The organism is Bathymodiolus platifrons methanotrophic gill symbiont (assembly GCF_002189065.1).
Lineage (GTDB): Bacteria > Pseudomonadota > Gammaproteobacteria > Methylococcales > Methylomonadaceae > Methyloprofundus.
Map to the genome: position 1 here is coordinate 1 of NZ_BDMN01000008.1, position 16,605 is coordinate 16,605.

The following is a 16,605-nucleotide window of genomic DNA, read 5'->3' on the forward strand; positions in this document are numbered from 1 at the left end:
CGAGGTTTATTTTAGGTGGTTTTGCCATGTTTATAGCAAACCCCTACTTAATTCCCCTTAGGCAATAGCATTTGAAACGAATGAAAAGACTATTTTTTTCATATAGTTGTAGCATAGTTTCAATTTTACCATAAATAATTATTGGGAAACTTCAGATACTTAACTGGGGGGATTTATGTAAAGGTAGAGGTCAGGTGCTCTGACCTTAGTCAACTATTTAACTCTTAGAGCACTAGGATTCTTACGAAAAAATAGAATATTATATATTAAATCAATGAATTGAGTGAGATATGAGCAGCAGTAACGAGGATAAATAGTTGTATTCTGTGAACTGACTAGTTGAGTAACTGGCTGAATTATCAGGACTCTTTTTAAGAGTAACAAGATGTAACAGGATGTAACAGGATGTAACGAAATGTAACAGAAAAAGGTACCAAAATTGTCACAAAAAAATCAGAAATGTCTGAAAGTAAACAAGCATAGTGTACACAAGCAGTGTCAAACTTAGAACTGTGCATTTCAAAGGAAAACATAAGTTACTGGAAAAGAGTGTTGTGCGGTGAGTTAATGCACTGATTGCGGATGAAAAACATTGAAAAGAGCAGTTTAAAATATAAAAAAACACTAAAGAACTTGCTTCGATTGAACATTAAAATAGCTCGAACGGAATGGCCGCAATCCTTGTCGGGCTTTTCTGCAGGATTTCGCATGCAGATATGTTTACAAAACCGTAAAGCGAATTTAACCCGGAATCAGCATTAAGCTTCCATAAGGAATCAAAATTAATTAATATCCGAAACTAAATAGTAGCCCGTATGAAGCCGGCGGAATACGGGAAATAGGAGTCTCTCATCTCATCCTGTATTACGCAAGCTTCATACAGGCTATATTTATATCCCGACTTGAGACTTTCGGGTATTATTAAATCCTCATTCCTAAGTACTATAAATTACTGAACGTTAAATATAGCAAGCGTAGATATTTGTCACTTGCTGGATGGGAATACCCCGCTTCACGATTTTGTGCATTTTATCTACTGTGGCATCAATTGCATAGCCTGTTGCCATGTCTTAAATATAAACAAAATCCGTTTTATCAATCTACATACTCTGTCCATTCGCAGCGTTCAGTCACAATATCAGATGTATGTTCTGTATCTATCCCATTAGCAATCAGAGCTACAACTCTATCATCGCTATCATACCCAGTATGTGCAGTTAATGGATTAGCAAATTTCCCCATACCAAACAAGTCAATCACATGTGCGACATTAATATTGATATTGGTAATCTCGGCACATAACCTTGAATCAAGGCGACGTTGCGCAAATTGCTGCGGGATTGCATAGCTTAATAGATCATTTGGGTCACTAAAAGCAATAATGGAGGTTTGTGCAACCATTCTCTGCTGATATTGCTCACCACCAGGAACGCAGTATTTATCATGTTGATCAACTACTTCAGGAGGTAGCGCACCCATTTCTAACAAGGGTAATTGATTAGACATAAGGTAAAAGGGAATCTTTTTTTTCTGAAAGTTTGCTATAAAGTCTGCTTTTATCTGATCAAACTTTCCATCTTCGGCTTTACCAAGCTTTCTGGCAATACTTTGCATACCATCCATAACTATACGGCTACCTAAGCTATGAGATACGATTGCAAACTGGTCCTTAACGTGCTGTTCAACTGCCATCTGGGTAAGGCTACACATCTCCTGACTCTCCCTGGGTAAATCATCCCAGCCACGACCCACCATCCAGCAAAGTGCAGTTCTAAATGAAGCCAGAATAATATCCTGACTATATTTTCCAAGGTAAATCATTGGGTCTGGGCTAGTATCATTAGAGAATACCTTAAGCATTTGATTAACATCGGCACGGCGAAATGAATAGGCTCCCGATGTATCATACTTTAGCTTTTCTTTTTGCCGGTTAGTAATAGATGACCAGGTCAATTCATAAAATATTAACTCTCTGTTCTGCTCTTTATCCAGTAAACGCCTTATTCTAAGCATTCCCAGGTCTTGCTCAGGGTATTCGCGGTTAACTAATTGAATTTCCTTATAATGGCTACTCATTTCATCTAGGCCAAGTTCTTCAGATAGTTTTTCCTGAAACTGTGTGCTATAACTTGGAATATGTGTACCAACCCCATGTACCATTAATAATTTAACGGAATGATTAGATTCGGTAAAGTTTGCTTGCAAGCCACCAAAACTTTTCCCATCAATTCGACATTCACGTAAATCTTCTTTTTCCTGTTTCTTTAAAATAGCTGTAGTGACACCTTCACCAAAGCTTGCACAGCCCGAGATTATCAGGATCATTGATAATAAAAGTAAATTTTTCATAGTTTATGTCTCATGCTGAAATCTCTGCGCATTGGCAGGTAATTTATTAAAAATCTGGTGTTTAGGAAGTCCATATTTTTCCGGATAATAAACTCCCCCTAGGTACAACCCATGCGGAGATGCGGTCACACCACCTATTTGTCTATTTTTACAGGCTAATAATTCTTGCGTCCACGCAACGGGTTTATCGCCTGTTCCAATAGCCATTAAAACACCGGCAATATTACGTACCATATGATGTAAAAAGGCATTAGCAGAAATATCCATAATAATTTGTTCATCTTGCCGATAAACTTCCACAAAATACATTAGTCGCATTGGACTCACTGATTGGCATTTTAAGGCTCTAAATGAAGTGAAATCATGACTTCCTACTAAAACCTGCGCTGCCTGATGCATTTTTTCTACATCCAGCTGATGATGACACCAGGTTACACGGTCACGTTGTAATGCTGACCGGGTGGGACGATTAAGAATAATATAACGATAAAATCTAGCAATGGCGCTATAGCGTGCATGAAAATCACCCACCGCTTCTTGCGCCCATATCACACGTACATCATCCGGTAAATTCGCATTAATCCCCATTTGCCAGGAGCGTAAACTACGCACTGCCTGAGTATCAAAATGAACGACTTGCTCTAAGGCGTGCACACCAGTATCCGTTCTTCCTGTACAAATGACCGTCACAAGATGATTAGCAACTTTAGAAGCGGCTTTTTGCACTGCATCTTGTACTGTTCTTAAGCCCCCTTCTTGCCACTGCCAGCCAAAAAAAGCACTTCCATCATACTCTACGCCTAAAATAATACGCACCTTTCTGTCCATCTATTATTTATTTCGATGCCGGCAAGACTGGCAAATTCTTCTGCTCAACCAGTACATGTACAAAGTGATTTGCTTCGGATATTGATTTTTCCATTGCCTGGATTAACTGTGAAATATCAAAACAAATTTCTGAAAACTCCTGTTGTAAAGCCGCAATAGCATTGGCATTAAGATTATGTTTTAAAAATAAAACCTGATCTCTAAAAGCACCTAAAACGGGCTGTATTTTTTGTTCTGCCTTGAGCATTGCTTTTATCAGACGCATATAATGCTGTTTTGATAATTTTAATTGCTGTCTACTCTGTGCTCTGAGAGATCGATTAGTATATTCCTTTAATTCAGACTCCCATTCTTTAAACAAGGCATCACTAACTTCCTCGATAGCCTGAATTTTATTAGCGACAATTTCCGAGCGCATGGTACAAAAGTCGTACTGTTGCTTTAACAATCTATATTTGTCTTCAAGACTACCAGAGTCAACATTAACCACTGATTTAAATCGTTCCAGGGCATCTAAAAACTGTATTTTAGTTTCTTGCAAACTGTCACTTGCTTCTTCTACGCGCACTACAACAAGGTCACGTTTATGCTGACCAAATGATTCTTTGGTTCGATAATACACATGCTGAAATTTGTATGCCACAAAACGTGAAAGCAACTTAATAGATCGCTCCGACAAACCTCTAACCGATAATAAAGAACTTGATTGAGTATGTTTAGACATGCTTTTTTAGCCTAGTGGCAAGAGTTGATATTTGCTGATGAGAAATGCAATCAACCGTCAATGATTGATTGTCTACAAAATTAGTAAAGGAATGGTCAATAATGCCTAACGCAGATAATTGTTCTACTGTACTGTTGCCTAAAAGTTCACAGGATTTTACCAGCGTTAAATGATCGATCGATAGTTCAACAGCCAACCATGCAGCAAGGGTATCAGATGTAATATCCCAGTTTGCCGGGATTTCTGCTGCATCCAGTTCAGAAGCTAATGGTGACCAGATAACAACATTTTGCGGCTGCATATTCGGTAAAATTGCAGCTACCTTATTAACCACCAGTAGTTCAGGGCATAAACCTTGAAATAATAAGGCCATTTGCTGCATCGCCAGTATCGCCATGTAATGTGCAGTCTGATCATTATACTGCCACTGCTTTTGCGTTAAACGCACTTGATCAGCAAATACACCACCACCCGGAACAATGATCACCTGCCCTTTTCCATCCTGGCTAGCCAATTCCAGAAACGGAAGTAGTGCATTCTTAGACAATAAACTACCGCCTAATTTTAAAACAATCACAATACTTGCATTTGTTGCAAAAGATGCAACATGGCTGCGGCCTTGTCAAAACTCTCCTGGTATTCTGCTTCCACTACCGAATCATTAACAATTCCTCCACCCGCCCAGAATCGTATCGTATTTTCTGAATGCACTAAGGTGCGAATAGCAATATTGCTATCCATATTGCCATCAAAACCAATATAAGCGATAGACCCACAATAAATACCGCGCCTGTGCGGTTCCAGTTCTTCGATTATTTCCATGGCGCGAATTTTTGGAGCGCCTGTTATCGAGCCTCCCGGAAAACAGCTGCGTAATAAATCCAGGGCGTAACTATCTTCTGCAATTTGCCCTGATATAGTGCTCACCAGGTGATGAACCGTGGCATAACTTTCCACATCAAAGAGCTTGGCTACTTCTACAGAGCCAATCTGGCAGTTTTTACTAATATCATTGCGTAATAAATCGACAATCATGACATTCTCGGCACGATCTTTATGGCTCGCTTGCAAATCTTCAATTTGCTGTTGATTAGCTAATACATCCTTTTTTCGTGGGCGCGTACCTTTAATTGGCTTAGTTTCTACCTTGCCATCTAAAACTTTTAAAAATCGTTCAGGTGAAGAGCTAAGTACCTGCACACCCGGGACATTCAAATAACCACTAAAAGGGGCCGAGTTAATTTTGCGTAATTGGCAATAGGCATCCCAGGGGTCACCCTGACAACTAGAGACAAAGCGTTGCGCTAGATTAACCTGATAACAATCACCTTCCGTTAAATAATTTTTGATTTTAGAAAATGCCTGGCTATAACTTTCCCGTGTCATATTCGACTGAATTTCTCCAGTCACGTGAAAACTATTGATAGTCTGTTCATCGGGGTACTGGCTAAATTGCTCTATTAAACTCTGCCAGTGCTCTGTATTGTCTGCCCTACCCACTAGATAACTTTGCTTTTTCTGATGATCGATAACCACTGCCCATTGATAAATGCCAACAGCCATATCCGGGATATGTTCAGCATCCTGGGCAATTTCTGGTAATTTCTCTAAATTTCTAGCTAAATCATAAGCAAAGTAACCAATTGCTCCGCCATTAAAAGGAACTTCTGGAAATGCCTCCTGAGCAGGTAATTGTTGTTGAATCAGAGTAAAAGGGTCTAGTTCTGAAATACTCTCTTTACCTGCTTTGTTTATTCGAGTCTGCTTACCTCGTGTCAGCAAGGTACAAATAGGCTGGGCAGCAAAAATATCATATCGACCCTGACGTTTTTCTGCTGAACCACTGTCTAAAAAAACAGCCCATTCCTGATACGCAATTCGAGAAAACAAGCGCGCACTATTAGATAAATACGGAAGTGAATAAAGCTGGTGGTTGGCAAAAGGCATGGACACTAATTAAATAAGGCGTAATTCATAAGGTGGAATGGCTCTGGTACACGCCTATAATTTGTTTTTCTGTGCTTACACAGGCAAGAATATTTGTTACTAAAGAACATTTTGTGATAATGGAAGTAATTTTAGCAAATATTACTTTTACAAGCACCATCTATGGCTAAATAAGCCACTGCTACTGCTGGTGCGCAATCGGCAATATGCATTTCATTCTCTTGCGCGGCAGTATTAAATAGGGTATCAAAGTCCCTATATTCTATGCCTAGTCTTGAGGCAATATCCTTTATTAAAAAACGCCCTACTCCTGCACCAATGATCAGATTTTTTTTACTATCATGAACACGCATAAGTTGTCTTTCACAAGCGGCTTGTATCCTGCAAAGCTGTTGTTCCCGAACTGCATAGGCCAGTTGCCGCCATTGCTCACTAGAATAATCAGCTACATCACAACCGATCATACGCGCTAACCTCCTAGCACTTGCCGGTTCTGTTTTAGCATGCCCGTCAGCAGTATCGCACTGATCGTGTTGTTCATTAAGCTCATGGGTTAAACGGTAAACATCGGCCATTGTTGCAAAATATTCACTCATCACTCCGACTTGAATTGCGCTAAATTGCACTGATTGGGCAACCGCCATAACTGCCGTTCTAATAATACCTGTATAGACTAACTCACCTGAGCCTAAACGCTGGAAGTCAGTATACCCTAAAATATCAGGCTGATTATTTTGTAGTAATAATAGGTCTGTAGTGGTGCTACCTACATCAACTAACAAGCCCTGTTCTAACTTCTGGGCAGCATAAATAGTACTTGCTAGCCAGTTTGCCGAGGCTATATCGTCAATATACTCAGAAGTAATCTCTGAGGCCGGAATCATCCCTAAGCGACCAGCATAGACCAAAATAGTTTGCTGTGCTAATACCCGCTGACTAACAGCAATTATTTCCGTTACACCCTGCGCTCGATCACTAAATAAATCAACCAATTCACCTGACATAGTGATTACATGCTGCACTTGCTTACTGGGTAATTTTTCAAGCACATTTGCCAATGCATTTTCTAGTTTATCTAGTCCCTGCCATAGAGAACAAGGTTCCTGATATACGGCGCATATATCACCTTTAGCATTGAGCAGTGCGGCCTTTAAGTGTGCGCCACCTATATCCCAACCGATCATTTTCCTGGCTGAGTCATTAACTTGCATGAGCATATCCTTGTTCAATATCCACTAACACCTGTTGATTTCTAATCTTTTTCAATTCCGGGGGCTCATTAGGAAGGTTAATAACCAGTTCTGCTAGATTTAGCCCTAAGGCTGCTTTAATACCTGCATAAGAAGTGGTCAAGCGTGGATTTATTTCTAAAATCAAGTTTTCACCTGCCTCTGTTTCAATAAAATCTATGCCTACATAGCCAAATAACTGGGGGATTGCATCAGCTATCTGTTGACAGAGTGCGTGATATATCTGAATATTTTTGTCCTGTATATTCACTGTACAGGCAGATAATACAAATTGCTGCTGTTCAATATAGGTATGTTGCTGATTACAACATATATAATATGCTTTTCCCTGATTAAACAGACAGGATAAACTAAGGGTCTGGCCCGTAATATAGGGTTGAATAATATAGGTCTTTTCAGCTTGCAATCCAGGCAACACATTTTTCCAGTCTTGCTCTGATTCTATTAAATACACCTGATCACAGCCTACTGAATCATTCGCTTTAATTACCCAGCTAGTTGCAAACTCTAGCAATGATAAATCATATAAATGACTCGGCACACATGCAATACCAGCCGTTTGTAATTTTTCACTAGTAGCTAATTTATCCTGGCAGATTGTTACCGCCTGCTGTGAAGAGGTGTACAAATACTTTCCCTGCTGGCTAAAAAACTGACACCATTGCACAAGAATTCCCTCAGTTTCTGGAGCAATAAGCCAGACAGCATCATAATCAGTTTGTCTGGCTGATAAAAATACGTGTAAATCTATTTCCTGAGCAATTATTAAGTACTGCAAATTTGTCATTGGGCTCTGCTCAATTAGAATAAGTCTCTCATCCTGCAAAACCAATAACTCTAGATCTGTGATTGAACACAAATCATCCAACAGAGCATTGCGCATTAAATGCCCTTCCTGCAATAATGACTGTGGTAAGGGCTGATTAATAAACCCTCCCCCGGTAATAAATTCAAAAACCAATAGTCGCATTATGCAAATTATTCCTGTCATTGATATAAAAGCGGGGCAAGTTGTTCTTGCCCAACAAGGCCAAAGGCAAAGTTACCAACCACTCTCAACACCGCTATGCCATTCTAGCCAGATAGACGATGTAATTCATGCTTACTTAAGTATTCACCCATTTACTCGTATTTATATTGCTGACCTTGATGCCTTAATGAAAACCGGCAATAATCACAGCTTAATTAATTCACTTTTTAACCGTTATCCTCAGATAAACTTTATTATTGATAGTGGCTCGGTTAATCCGAACTTTAGCCATGGGCAGGCGACGCAATTTACACCTATTATCGGTACAGAATCAATAGAAAAACAAGATTTAGTAGCTCTAAGACTAGCCACGCAAAATTTCATCTTATCTCTGGATTTTTCTACCCAGAAAAAACAGATGGGAGACCCAATATTATATAATTCACCCGAATTATGGCCAAAACAAGTTATCATTATGACTCTAGGGCTAGTAGGTAAGAACAGTGGACCGGACTTGGAAAAACTTGCACACTATAGTCAACATTTTCCTGAACATGATTTTATCGCTGCCGGCGGCATTCGAAATATAGATGATTTATTACAGCTTAAACAGATAGGTATTGAAACAGCACTTGTAGCCAGTGCATTACACAAAGGAACACTCACACGTCAGAATATACAACAGCTATATTAAAGTAATTTCTGTGTGCTTCATCTTGCTCCTAACTGGACATTCTCTGCTCGACTCTTAATAAATCCTCTTGAGTATCAACACCTGCTTCAGGTGCTTTATCAACCTTGGCAACTAATATTTTCTCCCCTTGCCAAAGAATTCTCAATTGCTCAAGCATTTCTATTTTTTCCAGCACTGAGGTTTCCCATTGAACATAGTGCTGTAAAAAGCTGACACGATAAGCATACATGCCTATATGCCTTAAATAGGTGTTTTTTTTGATTGCTACCTTATCGATTTGCTGAAATTCTTCACGGTCCCAGGGAATGGCTGCGCGACTAAAATATAAGGCATAATTTAGTTTATCAACAACTACTTTAACCGCATTAGGATTAAAAACCTCATCAGCCAGGACTATTTCAGCGGCTAAAGTAGCAATTCCTGCAACCGTTTGCTGGGCAAGAGAATTAGCTACTAACGCTATATAGGCAGCAGGAATAAGAGGCTCATCTCCCTGTAAGTTGACAATAATGTCTTCTTTTTCCCATTGATAAATCTCAGCGACTTCTGCTAGCCGCTCTGTACCACTTTCATGGCTAGGGCTGGTCATCACAGCATCAAAACCGTAGTTTTTAACTGCATCCAATATCCTTATGTCATCGGTTGCCACAACTATCTGCGCTGCTCCCGCCTCTTTAGCCCGATCACAAACATGCAGAATCATTGGCTTCCCTGCAATATTTAGCAATGGCTTTCCAGGTAATCTGGAAGAGCCATATCTTGCAGGAATAACTACCTTAAATGCACAGCTCATTTTAATTTATCAACTTCTTCACTACTTAAAGCTCTGGCTTCATCTTCCAGCATAACCGGAATATCATCTCTAACCGGAAAAGCAAGACGATCTGCATTACAAATAAGCTCTTGTGCTTGTTTATCGTAAACTAACGGGCTTTTACACACCGGACAGGCCAGTATTTCTAGTAATTTATTATCCATTACACTCTCATAGTTTTAATTGATAGTTTATAGGTAACTATTCACTCTTCTCTTACCTACTTCCCACTACTTTTTAAAGTAGCGCCAGGAAGAGATCAAAAGGTGTACGAGTTGAATAGTCCGGTTTATTTTACTCTATATAGCTTAAAATTTATGAAACTCTTCACAAATAATTTATTTTTACTAGCACTCCTTGTTATTGAGTGCTAAAATCAGTCCATGTTTAATTATAGGAGTCATTCATGCCTAATTCATTAGCCTTACCTATTACTTTAACAGCTAAGAACTTTGATTCTTACCTCAATGTGGTCGGTCAAACTAATAAATTAAATGCAGAAGAAGAGCGCGCATTAGCCATACTCTATAGAGATCATGAAGATCTTGAAGCTGCAAAACAGCTTGTTATGGCAAATTTACGTTTTGTTGCCCATGTAGCACGTGGATACAATGGCTATGGCCTACCGATGAATGATATTGTTCAAGAGGGTAATATCGGCCTAATGAAAGCAGTTAAACGATTTGACCCTGATGTCGGCGTACGTCTGGTTTCTTTTGCTGTGCATTGGATACGAGCTGAAATTCATGAGTATGTCATTAAAAACTGGCGTATTGTCAAAGTTGCTACTACTAAGTCGCAACGAAAAATATTTTTCAACTTAAGAAAATCAAAGAAAAAGCTTGGCTGGTTATCTAAAGATGAAGCTGAAGCGATTGCGATGAACCTTAACGTAGATATTAAAACGGTCTACGAAATGGAAACGCGCCTTGATGGCAAAGACATGGCTTTTGATTTGCCAGAATCCGATGCTAATGAAGAGTCATACAGCGCCCCTGTTTCTTATCTGCAACAACACAATGCTGACCCTGCTTTATTAGTTGAAAATGCCGACTGGCAAGGACATAAAGAAATACTTTTAAGCAATGCTTTACAGGGACTGGATGAACGTAGCCAGGACATCGTTGCTAGTCGTTGGTTGACAGAAAAAAAGATGACCTTACATGAGTTGGCTAAACGTTACAATGTATCTGCTGAACGTATTAGACAACTTGAAAAAAATGCCATGAACAAATTAAAAGGTGCTGTCAGTATTGCCGCTTAGTTTTTCTCATTAATATTTCTTTTAGGTAATTGTCGGAAAAGAATATATCAGATTGCGCAGGATTTTTGTTCTTCTTTAAGGCGCGAATACAGGCGCATAGTTGCGCTATGTAACTGTAGTCGCAACGCTGAAGAAGGGTAAAAAGACAAGTAAGCTGGTATGTTATTTAACAGAAATCACCTTAGCCTAGTTTATCTATTATGGTTTGCGCTTCAAGTTTCTGCGCATCACTGCCTTGTGCTAATACTTCCTCAGCAATTTCTTTTGCTGCAGACATATCGCCCATATCAATATACGCTTTAGCCAAATCTATTTTTGTCTCAAATTCATCCATATCTGTTAAATCTGAAACGCCTGATTCATTTATTTTGTCAGTTGTTTCGCCTGCTACCGGCTCATCAAAATCAAAATCAAAGTCAAAGTCACTATTTTCAGCTAACTTTTCTACTTCTACATCCTTAACTTCAGTCGAAGGTGTGTCAATATCATCAACATTAAAATCAAAGGTTTCCAGATCTTCTATTAACTCTGATTCTTTTTCATCAGCCGAAGCTAAACTTTCAAACTGGCTTAAATCAAAATCGACACTTTCGATGTCATCATCCACTTTAACAGGGTCGACATCCTGCGAAGATGATTGATTATTCGTCTCAAGTTCAAGCGTTTCCTTGTCACTTTCACTATCTACCTTTGTCATTGCATCTGCAACAGATTTAACCTCATCATGCGCAATGTTTGTTGATGCATTTAAGTAATCATCAACAGGCACATCCGTTGTTTCGAATTTTGCTTCAGTTTTATCGACAGAAAACAAAACAGAGTCAGGAATAAGCTCACTGCCCATTTCTGAAGCTTTAGACCAAAAATTAATATCTGTTTGCTTACCGTCAGCAACTAATTCATTAGCATAATCCTCAAAGCCAGTCTCATTTTCACTTGCATAAAAGATTTCCAGAAGTTTCAACTTATACTCATCCTTTTCAGGATAATCTTCAATAGCCTGACGCATCAATTCTTCGGCTTGTTGATAACGACCATAGGCTAGATATACATCCGTTTCGGAACTAGGATCAATTTCCGCCTGATCAGTTTCAAATACATCAAAATCCCCTGGTGTAAACTCACTTAAAAAGGAGCTTTCACCAACACTACCAACATCATATGAGTTTTTATCATCTAAAACAGGAACAGTTATTTTGTCCTGCGCATCAGCATTAGCCTCATCACTTACAGAAGAGAACATACTATTTTCATTAATCTCTTCTTCTGTTTTACGTTTACGCCCAAATAACCATGCAAACCCCAGCACCCCCCAAAAGCCAGCACCTAAATAAACATAATTAAATGAGGATTCCTGCTCGACCGTTTTTTTATCTGCAGCAGTCTGAACTAACTTTTTAGCAGCTGGAGTTTTATCGCTTTTAGTCTGTTCAAGATTGCTACCTTGCTTAGGCTCAACAGCCGGAACTACTGTTTCTACAGTTTTTTCAGGCTTAATCTCTGAACTAATCTGCTCTTCAGGTTCATCAGTAACAGCAGCACTATCCTGATTTAGCGCCTTAGCTGCCTGCGCATCCGACTCATGCAAATTTTGCATCACTGCCAGTTGCTGATCTTTAATTGCCATCATTTCTTGCATGATAGCAAATTGTTTTTCCAGATTAGCCAGCCTTTCCTGTAATTGCTGATTTTCTGTAACTAAACTTTCCGTTTCGGCTGAATTTGCGGTTAAAGGAGTAGACTGGGTAACAGTTTCTTCATTGGGTGAGACTAGAGTTAATTTACTACTCGGATCGCTAGACTCTTGAAGTTCAGGTTCAGAGACTGGTTCAGCAACTGCTTTTCCTTCCCAAATTGCCATCTGTCTATAGAACTGGGTATGAGCCTGTTTTTTTGATAGCTTAACCAGGTCAGATTTTTCCGAAATTTTTAATGCTTTCCCCTGCATTAATGCATTCACATTTTTTTTGTAAAAAGCACCTGGATTTGCTTTATACAAAGCCATCATCATTTGCTCAACAGTAATATCATTATGCTGGTTAACTTTTTTAGCAACTTTCCACAATGAATCATTTCTATTCGTGGGACCATACTCACCCTCTACTGCCAGGCTACTAAAATCATTCTGTTGCGCAGTATCGGGTACTTGACGACTAATACTTTTTTGTTTTGCTGGTGATACCACGGGGGCATCAACTATACTTTGCTGATAAACAACAGGCGGATCTACTAAGACAGTAAATTCTTTATATAAATCACCTTTAGGCCAGCTAACTTCTATTAAAAAATCCAGAATAGGTTCTTGCAAAATCTGATCAGAAGTCATTTTAATAACAACTTTACCATTCGACTTTACAATGGGCTTGAACTTAACTTTTGCTATAAAATAACTCCAGGCTATACCTAACTTATCAAATTGATCTGGTGTAGCTAGTGTTACTTTTATATCATCAATATGTTCGCTAGCCGTCAAAGATAAGGCTATTTCAGCATCAATCTTTTGATTTAACGCAGAATGTAATTTTATATCGCCAATACCTAAAGAATGCGCCGCCATAGGAGCCAATAAAGATACTGTTACTAAACTTTTAGTCAGATTACGCAAAATGCTCTCCTACCACAATTTTTCCATGATAGTTTCCCCAAATACAGTCAAATATATATTTATAATACTAGACTAGATGTAATTTTTTACTAGCTCTTCTGCAATCTGCACACTGTTCAATGCAGCTCCTTTACGCACATTATCCGCAACAACCCATAAATCGATGCCTTTCTCATGAGAAATATCTTCTCTAATTCGGCCGACAAACACATCATCATTACCTGATGACTCAGTCACCGCAGTCGGATACCCGCCATCAACCCTCTCATCCATCACTGTAATCCCTGGTGCTGCCGCTAATATCTCACGTACTTTTTCGACGCTTATTTTGTCTCGGGTTTCTATATGAATTGCTTCAGAATGGCCATAAAAAACAGGGACACGCACAGCAGTAGGATTCACCAGAATACTATCATCACCCAGAATTTTCTTGGTCTCCCAGACCATTTTCATTTCTTCTTTGGTATAGCCATTTTCCATAAAAACGTCAATTTGTGGCAATACATTAAATGCAATTTGCTTAGGGTAGACTTTAGTCTGTACCGGTTTGCCATTTAATAGTTGTGAAGTTTGACTAACTACCTCTTCAATAGCTTCTTTTCCTGAACCTGAAACGGCCTGATATGTACAAACATTAATACGTTCTATTCCGACTGCATCGTATATTGGCTTAAGGGCAACTAGCATTTGAATGGTAGAACAATTAGGGTTAGCAATAATACCGCGCACAGAATGTTCAGCAATGCTTTGCGGGTTTACTTCAGGAATAACTAAGGGAATATCATCGTCATAACGAAACTGTGAAGTATTATCAATTACGATACAGCCAGCTGCTGCAGCTTTAGGTGCATATTCCTCAGATAATGAAGCGCCTGCAGAAAACAAACCAATATCCGCTTTAGAAAAATCGAACTTAGCTAAGTCCTGAACAACAAGAGCCCCACCATTAAAAGGAATCCGCTTACCTGCCGAGCGCTCACTTGCCAAAGCATAAACATTTTCTACTGGAAATTTTCTTTGCTCCAGAATTGAAATCATTGCTTCACCAACGGCCCCTGTTGCCCCAACTATCGCAACATTATATTTTTTGCTCATTATCTTACACCTGCTTTTAAAGCATTAATTACGGTAGCACCCTTTTCCGATGGTGCTTATTTTATTCATGCCATCAGAATAAATATCAACTAGTTCATTTAAGTATTCTAATATTTCAATGGCTTCATCTCTGATCACTGGACCATTCCATCACTTGCTAATACGGCAGTTTTCAGTATTATTTACGTGAAAACATTATTTCTTTAATAATTTTCCAATCTTATGGGGCAGTACTATTTAGACAGTTCAGCGACTTGTTTTTCTAATCTCTTCAAACGAGTCCACACTTCGCTTAAGCGCTGAAAAACAGCAATATTTTTTGTATATTTTTTAAACGGCTGAGCTGGACCATAGGCATATATACCCGATTTTTTAATACTACTATGCACTCCCGCCCTATGTAAGAGCATAGTATCATCAGGGATATGTACATGATCCAGAATTCCCGTTTGCCCTGATGCTATAACACGTTTACCAAAATGACTTGACCCTGCTATCCCGGTTTGTGCAACTAGAATACAGTCTTCTTCAATAATTACGTTATGTGCTAAATGGCACTGAGCATCAACAATACAGCCATCATGCACTTTTGTTTCAGTATAAGTCGCCCGATCAATTGTTGTCACTGAACCAATAACTACTTTATTACCGATAACAACACGCCCTGTTTGAGGAATACGATGATGATGGAATTGCTCATCTTGTGCAAAGCCCTGACCATCACTGCCAATAACACAGCCTGCTTTTAAAATACAGTCCTCTCCAATATGGCAATCATAAGAGACTACACAGCTTGGATAGATAACCGTACGAGCACCGATTACAGCATCAAATTCGATCACCGTATTAGCCATAATAACGACTGCTGCGCCCAACTGAACATTCTCACCGATAACTACACCCGGGCCGATAACAGCGTCATCTGGTACCAAAACAGACTCATGCATTACTGCGCTAACATGAATGCGTCCCCATTCAGAGTGATATACATCTCTATCAACATACTTCTGACGTATATACGCCATTGCCATACGTACATTAGGCGCCAGTAGAATCGCGGTATTATCTAATTGTATCGTTGCTGCTATTGCCTGGGTCGTAACAATAGCGGCAACTCCTGACTCTAACACATCAGATAGGTATTTTTCATGCTCAACAAAAACCAGGTCACCTTGCCCTGCGGCTTCTGCAGGTACAATCCCAGTGACACGATTATCAGTGCCAGAGTGGCCAATAATCAAACCTTGCTGCTTAAAATCCTGATAAATTTCTGAACTTAAAATATCCACAGCAACTCCTATTGCTTTATGTTAATTCTGCAAAAACCTTAGTAGTAATATCCACGACAGTTCCTACACCTGCCACCGTGGCAAACTTAACCTGACCTTGCTCTGCCATAGCTGAATAAAAACCAACCAGAGGTTTTGTTTGCTGATGATATACATCCAGGCGTTTTTTAACTGTTACTTCCTTATCATCATCTCTTTGTATCAAAGATTCCCCTGTAACATCATCTTTATCAGCCAGTTTTGGGGGATTAAATTTAGTATGGTATGTACGACCAGAACTCAGGTGCACACGACGCCCACTCATACGTTTAATAATTTCCTCATCTGCAACTGCAATTTCCAGAACATGATCTACCTGAACATTCATTGCCAATAAGCCTTCTGCCTGTGCAATAGTGCGTGGAAAACCATCCAATAAAAAACCATTGCTACAGTCTGGCTGGGTAATCCGATCCTTAATCAATCCTAATATAATATCATCTGATACTAAACCACCTTCATCCATGATTTGTTTTGCCGCTTTACCTAATTCTGTTCCTTCCCTAACAGCGGCACGCAACATATCACCCGTTGAAATTTGCGGAATAGCATATTTTTCAGTGATAAATTGTGCTTGTGTACCTTTACCAGAACCAGGACTACCTAAAAGAATAACACGCATATTTGACTCCAAAAGCTGCCGCTAAAAATATTTAGCTAAAAAAACGACTATTTATTGTGTTTTTCAAGCCATTTCCAATTAACATAACCCAATATTTTATAACATTCGACGATAT

General features: G+C 39.2%; 15 protein-coding genes. 2 read left to right on the forward strand and 13 right to left on the reverse strand.

Going from position 1 to position 16,605, the window contains the following annotated elements:
• Positions 1–1,095: 1,095 nt before the first annotated feature.
• The 7 genes from CDZ78_RS00325 to CDZ78_RS00355 all read right to left on the reverse strand — a co-directional run bounded on the left by CDZ78_RS00325 (position 1,096) and on the right by CDZ78_RS00355 (position 8,068).
• Positions 1,096–2,349 carry a hypothetical protein gene (locus CDZ78_RS00325; protein ID WP_087868157.1) on the reverse strand — a complete coding sequence of 418 codons (1,254 nt, stop codon included), beginning with the start codon at positions 2,347–2,349 and terminating at the stop codon, positions 1,096–1,098.
• 3 nt (positions 2,350–2,352) lie between these two features.
• Positions 2,353–3,165 (reverse strand): tRNA pseudouridine(38-40) synthase TruA, encoded by an 813-nt coding sequence (truA, locus tag CDZ78_RS00330; protein WP_087868183.1) that lies wholly within the window; start codon positions 3,163–3,165, stop codon positions 2,353–2,355.
• A 19-nt stretch (positions 3,166–3,184) separates the two neighbouring features.
• Positions 3,185–3,901 carry a DUF2959 domain-containing protein gene (locus CDZ78_RS00335; RefSeq protein ID WP_087868158.1) on the reverse strand — a complete coding sequence of 239 codons (717 nt, stop codon included), beginning with the start codon at positions 3,899–3,901 and terminating at the stop codon, positions 3,185–3,187.
• Positions 3,894–4,478: an amino acid kinase family protein gene (locus tag CDZ78_RS00340; protein ID WP_087868159.1), complete on the reverse strand. Its 585-nt coding sequence runs from the start codon at positions 4,476–4,478 to the stop codon at positions 3,894–3,896. The genes CDZ78_RS00335 and CDZ78_RS00340 overlap by 8 nt, the downstream gene beginning before the upstream one ends.
• Positions 4,475–5,848, reverse strand: a complete 1,374-nt coding sequence (pabB, locus tag CDZ78_RS00345; RefSeq protein WP_087868160.1) for an aminodeoxychorismate synthase component I — start codon at positions 5,846–5,848, stop codon at positions 4,475–4,477. The genes CDZ78_RS00340 and pabB overlap by 4 nt, the downstream gene beginning before the upstream one ends.
• A gap of 131 nt (positions 5,849–5,979) precedes the next feature.
• Entirely contained in the window at positions 5,980–7,059 is a 1,080-nt protein-coding gene (locus tag CDZ78_RS00350; RefSeq protein ID WP_087868161.1) for a hydantoinase/oxoprolinase family protein, read from the reverse strand.
• On the reverse strand, positions 7,049–8,068 hold the full coding sequence (locus tag CDZ78_RS00355) for an ATP-grasp domain-containing protein (RefSeq protein ID WP_167374130.1): 1,020 nt from the start codon (positions 8,066–8,068) through the stop codon (positions 7,049–7,051). The genes CDZ78_RS00350 and CDZ78_RS00355 overlap by 11 nt, the downstream gene beginning before the upstream one ends.
• A gap of 1 nt (position 8,069) precedes the next feature.
• Between CDZ78_RS00355 and CDZ78_RS00360 the strand changes: the two genes are divergently transcribed.
• Complete coding sequence (locus tag CDZ78_RS00360) at positions 8,070–8,762, forward strand: HisA/HisF-related TIM barrel protein (RefSeq protein WP_087868163.1); 693 nt, start codon at positions 8,070–8,072, stop codon at positions 8,760–8,762.
• A gap of 28 nt (positions 8,763–8,790) precedes the next feature.
• Here CDZ78_RS00360 and kdsB read toward each other — a convergent pair whose 3' ends face one another.
• On the reverse strand, positions 8,791–9,555 hold the full coding sequence (kdsB, locus tag CDZ78_RS00365) for a 3-deoxy-manno-octulosonate cytidylyltransferase (protein ID WP_087868164.1): 765 nt from the start codon (positions 9,553–9,555) through the stop codon (positions 8,791–8,793).
• On the reverse strand, positions 9,552–9,740 hold the full coding sequence (locus tag CDZ78_RS00370; RefSeq protein WP_087868165.1) for a Trm112 family protein: 189 nt from the start codon (positions 9,738–9,740) through the stop codon (positions 9,552–9,554). Before CDZ78_RS00370 ends, kdsB begins: the two co-directional genes overlap by 4 nt.
• 242 nt (positions 9,741–9,982) lie before the next feature.
• On the opposite strand from CDZ78_RS00370, the gene rpoH reads away from it, so the two are divergent.
• Positions 9,983–10,840: an RNA polymerase sigma factor RpoH gene (gene rpoH, locus CDZ78_RS00375; protein WP_087868166.1), complete on the forward strand. Its 858-nt coding sequence runs from the start codon at positions 9,983–9,985 to the stop codon at positions 10,838–10,840.
• A gap of 181 nt (positions 10,841–11,021) precedes the next feature.
• Here the strand turns inward: rpoH and CDZ78_RS00380 are convergent, their stop codons facing one another.
• The 4 genes from CDZ78_RS00380 to adk all read right to left on the reverse strand — a co-directional run bounded on the left by CDZ78_RS00380 (position 11,022) and on the right by adk (position 16,490).
• Entirely contained in the window at positions 11,022–13,445 is a 2,424-nt protein-coding gene (locus CDZ78_RS00380; protein ID WP_087868167.1) for a motility hub landmark protein FimV, read from the reverse strand.
• A 72-nt stretch (positions 13,446–13,517) separates the two neighbouring features.
• Positions 13,518–14,540 carry an aspartate-semialdehyde dehydrogenase gene (locus tag CDZ78_RS00385; protein ID WP_087868168.1) on the reverse strand — a complete coding sequence of 341 codons (1,023 nt, stop codon included), beginning with the start codon at positions 14,538–14,540 and terminating at the stop codon, positions 13,518–13,520.
• A 233-nt stretch (positions 14,541–14,773) separates the two neighbouring features.
• The gene (gene lpxD / locus CDZ78_RS00390; protein WP_087868169.1) at positions 14,774–15,829 is read right to left on the reverse strand and encodes a UDP-3-O-(3-hydroxymyristoyl)glucosamine N-acyltransferase; all 1,056 of its coding nucleotides are present in this window, start codon (positions 15,827–15,829) and stop codon (positions 14,774–14,776) included.
• 16 nt (positions 15,830–15,845) lie between these two features.
• Positions 15,846–16,490 (reverse strand): adenylate kinase, encoded by a 645-nt coding sequence (adk, locus tag CDZ78_RS00395; RefSeq protein ID WP_087868170.1) that lies wholly within the window; start codon positions 16,488–16,490, stop codon positions 15,846–15,848.
• Between the last annotated feature and the right edge of the window lie 115 nt (positions 16,491–16,605).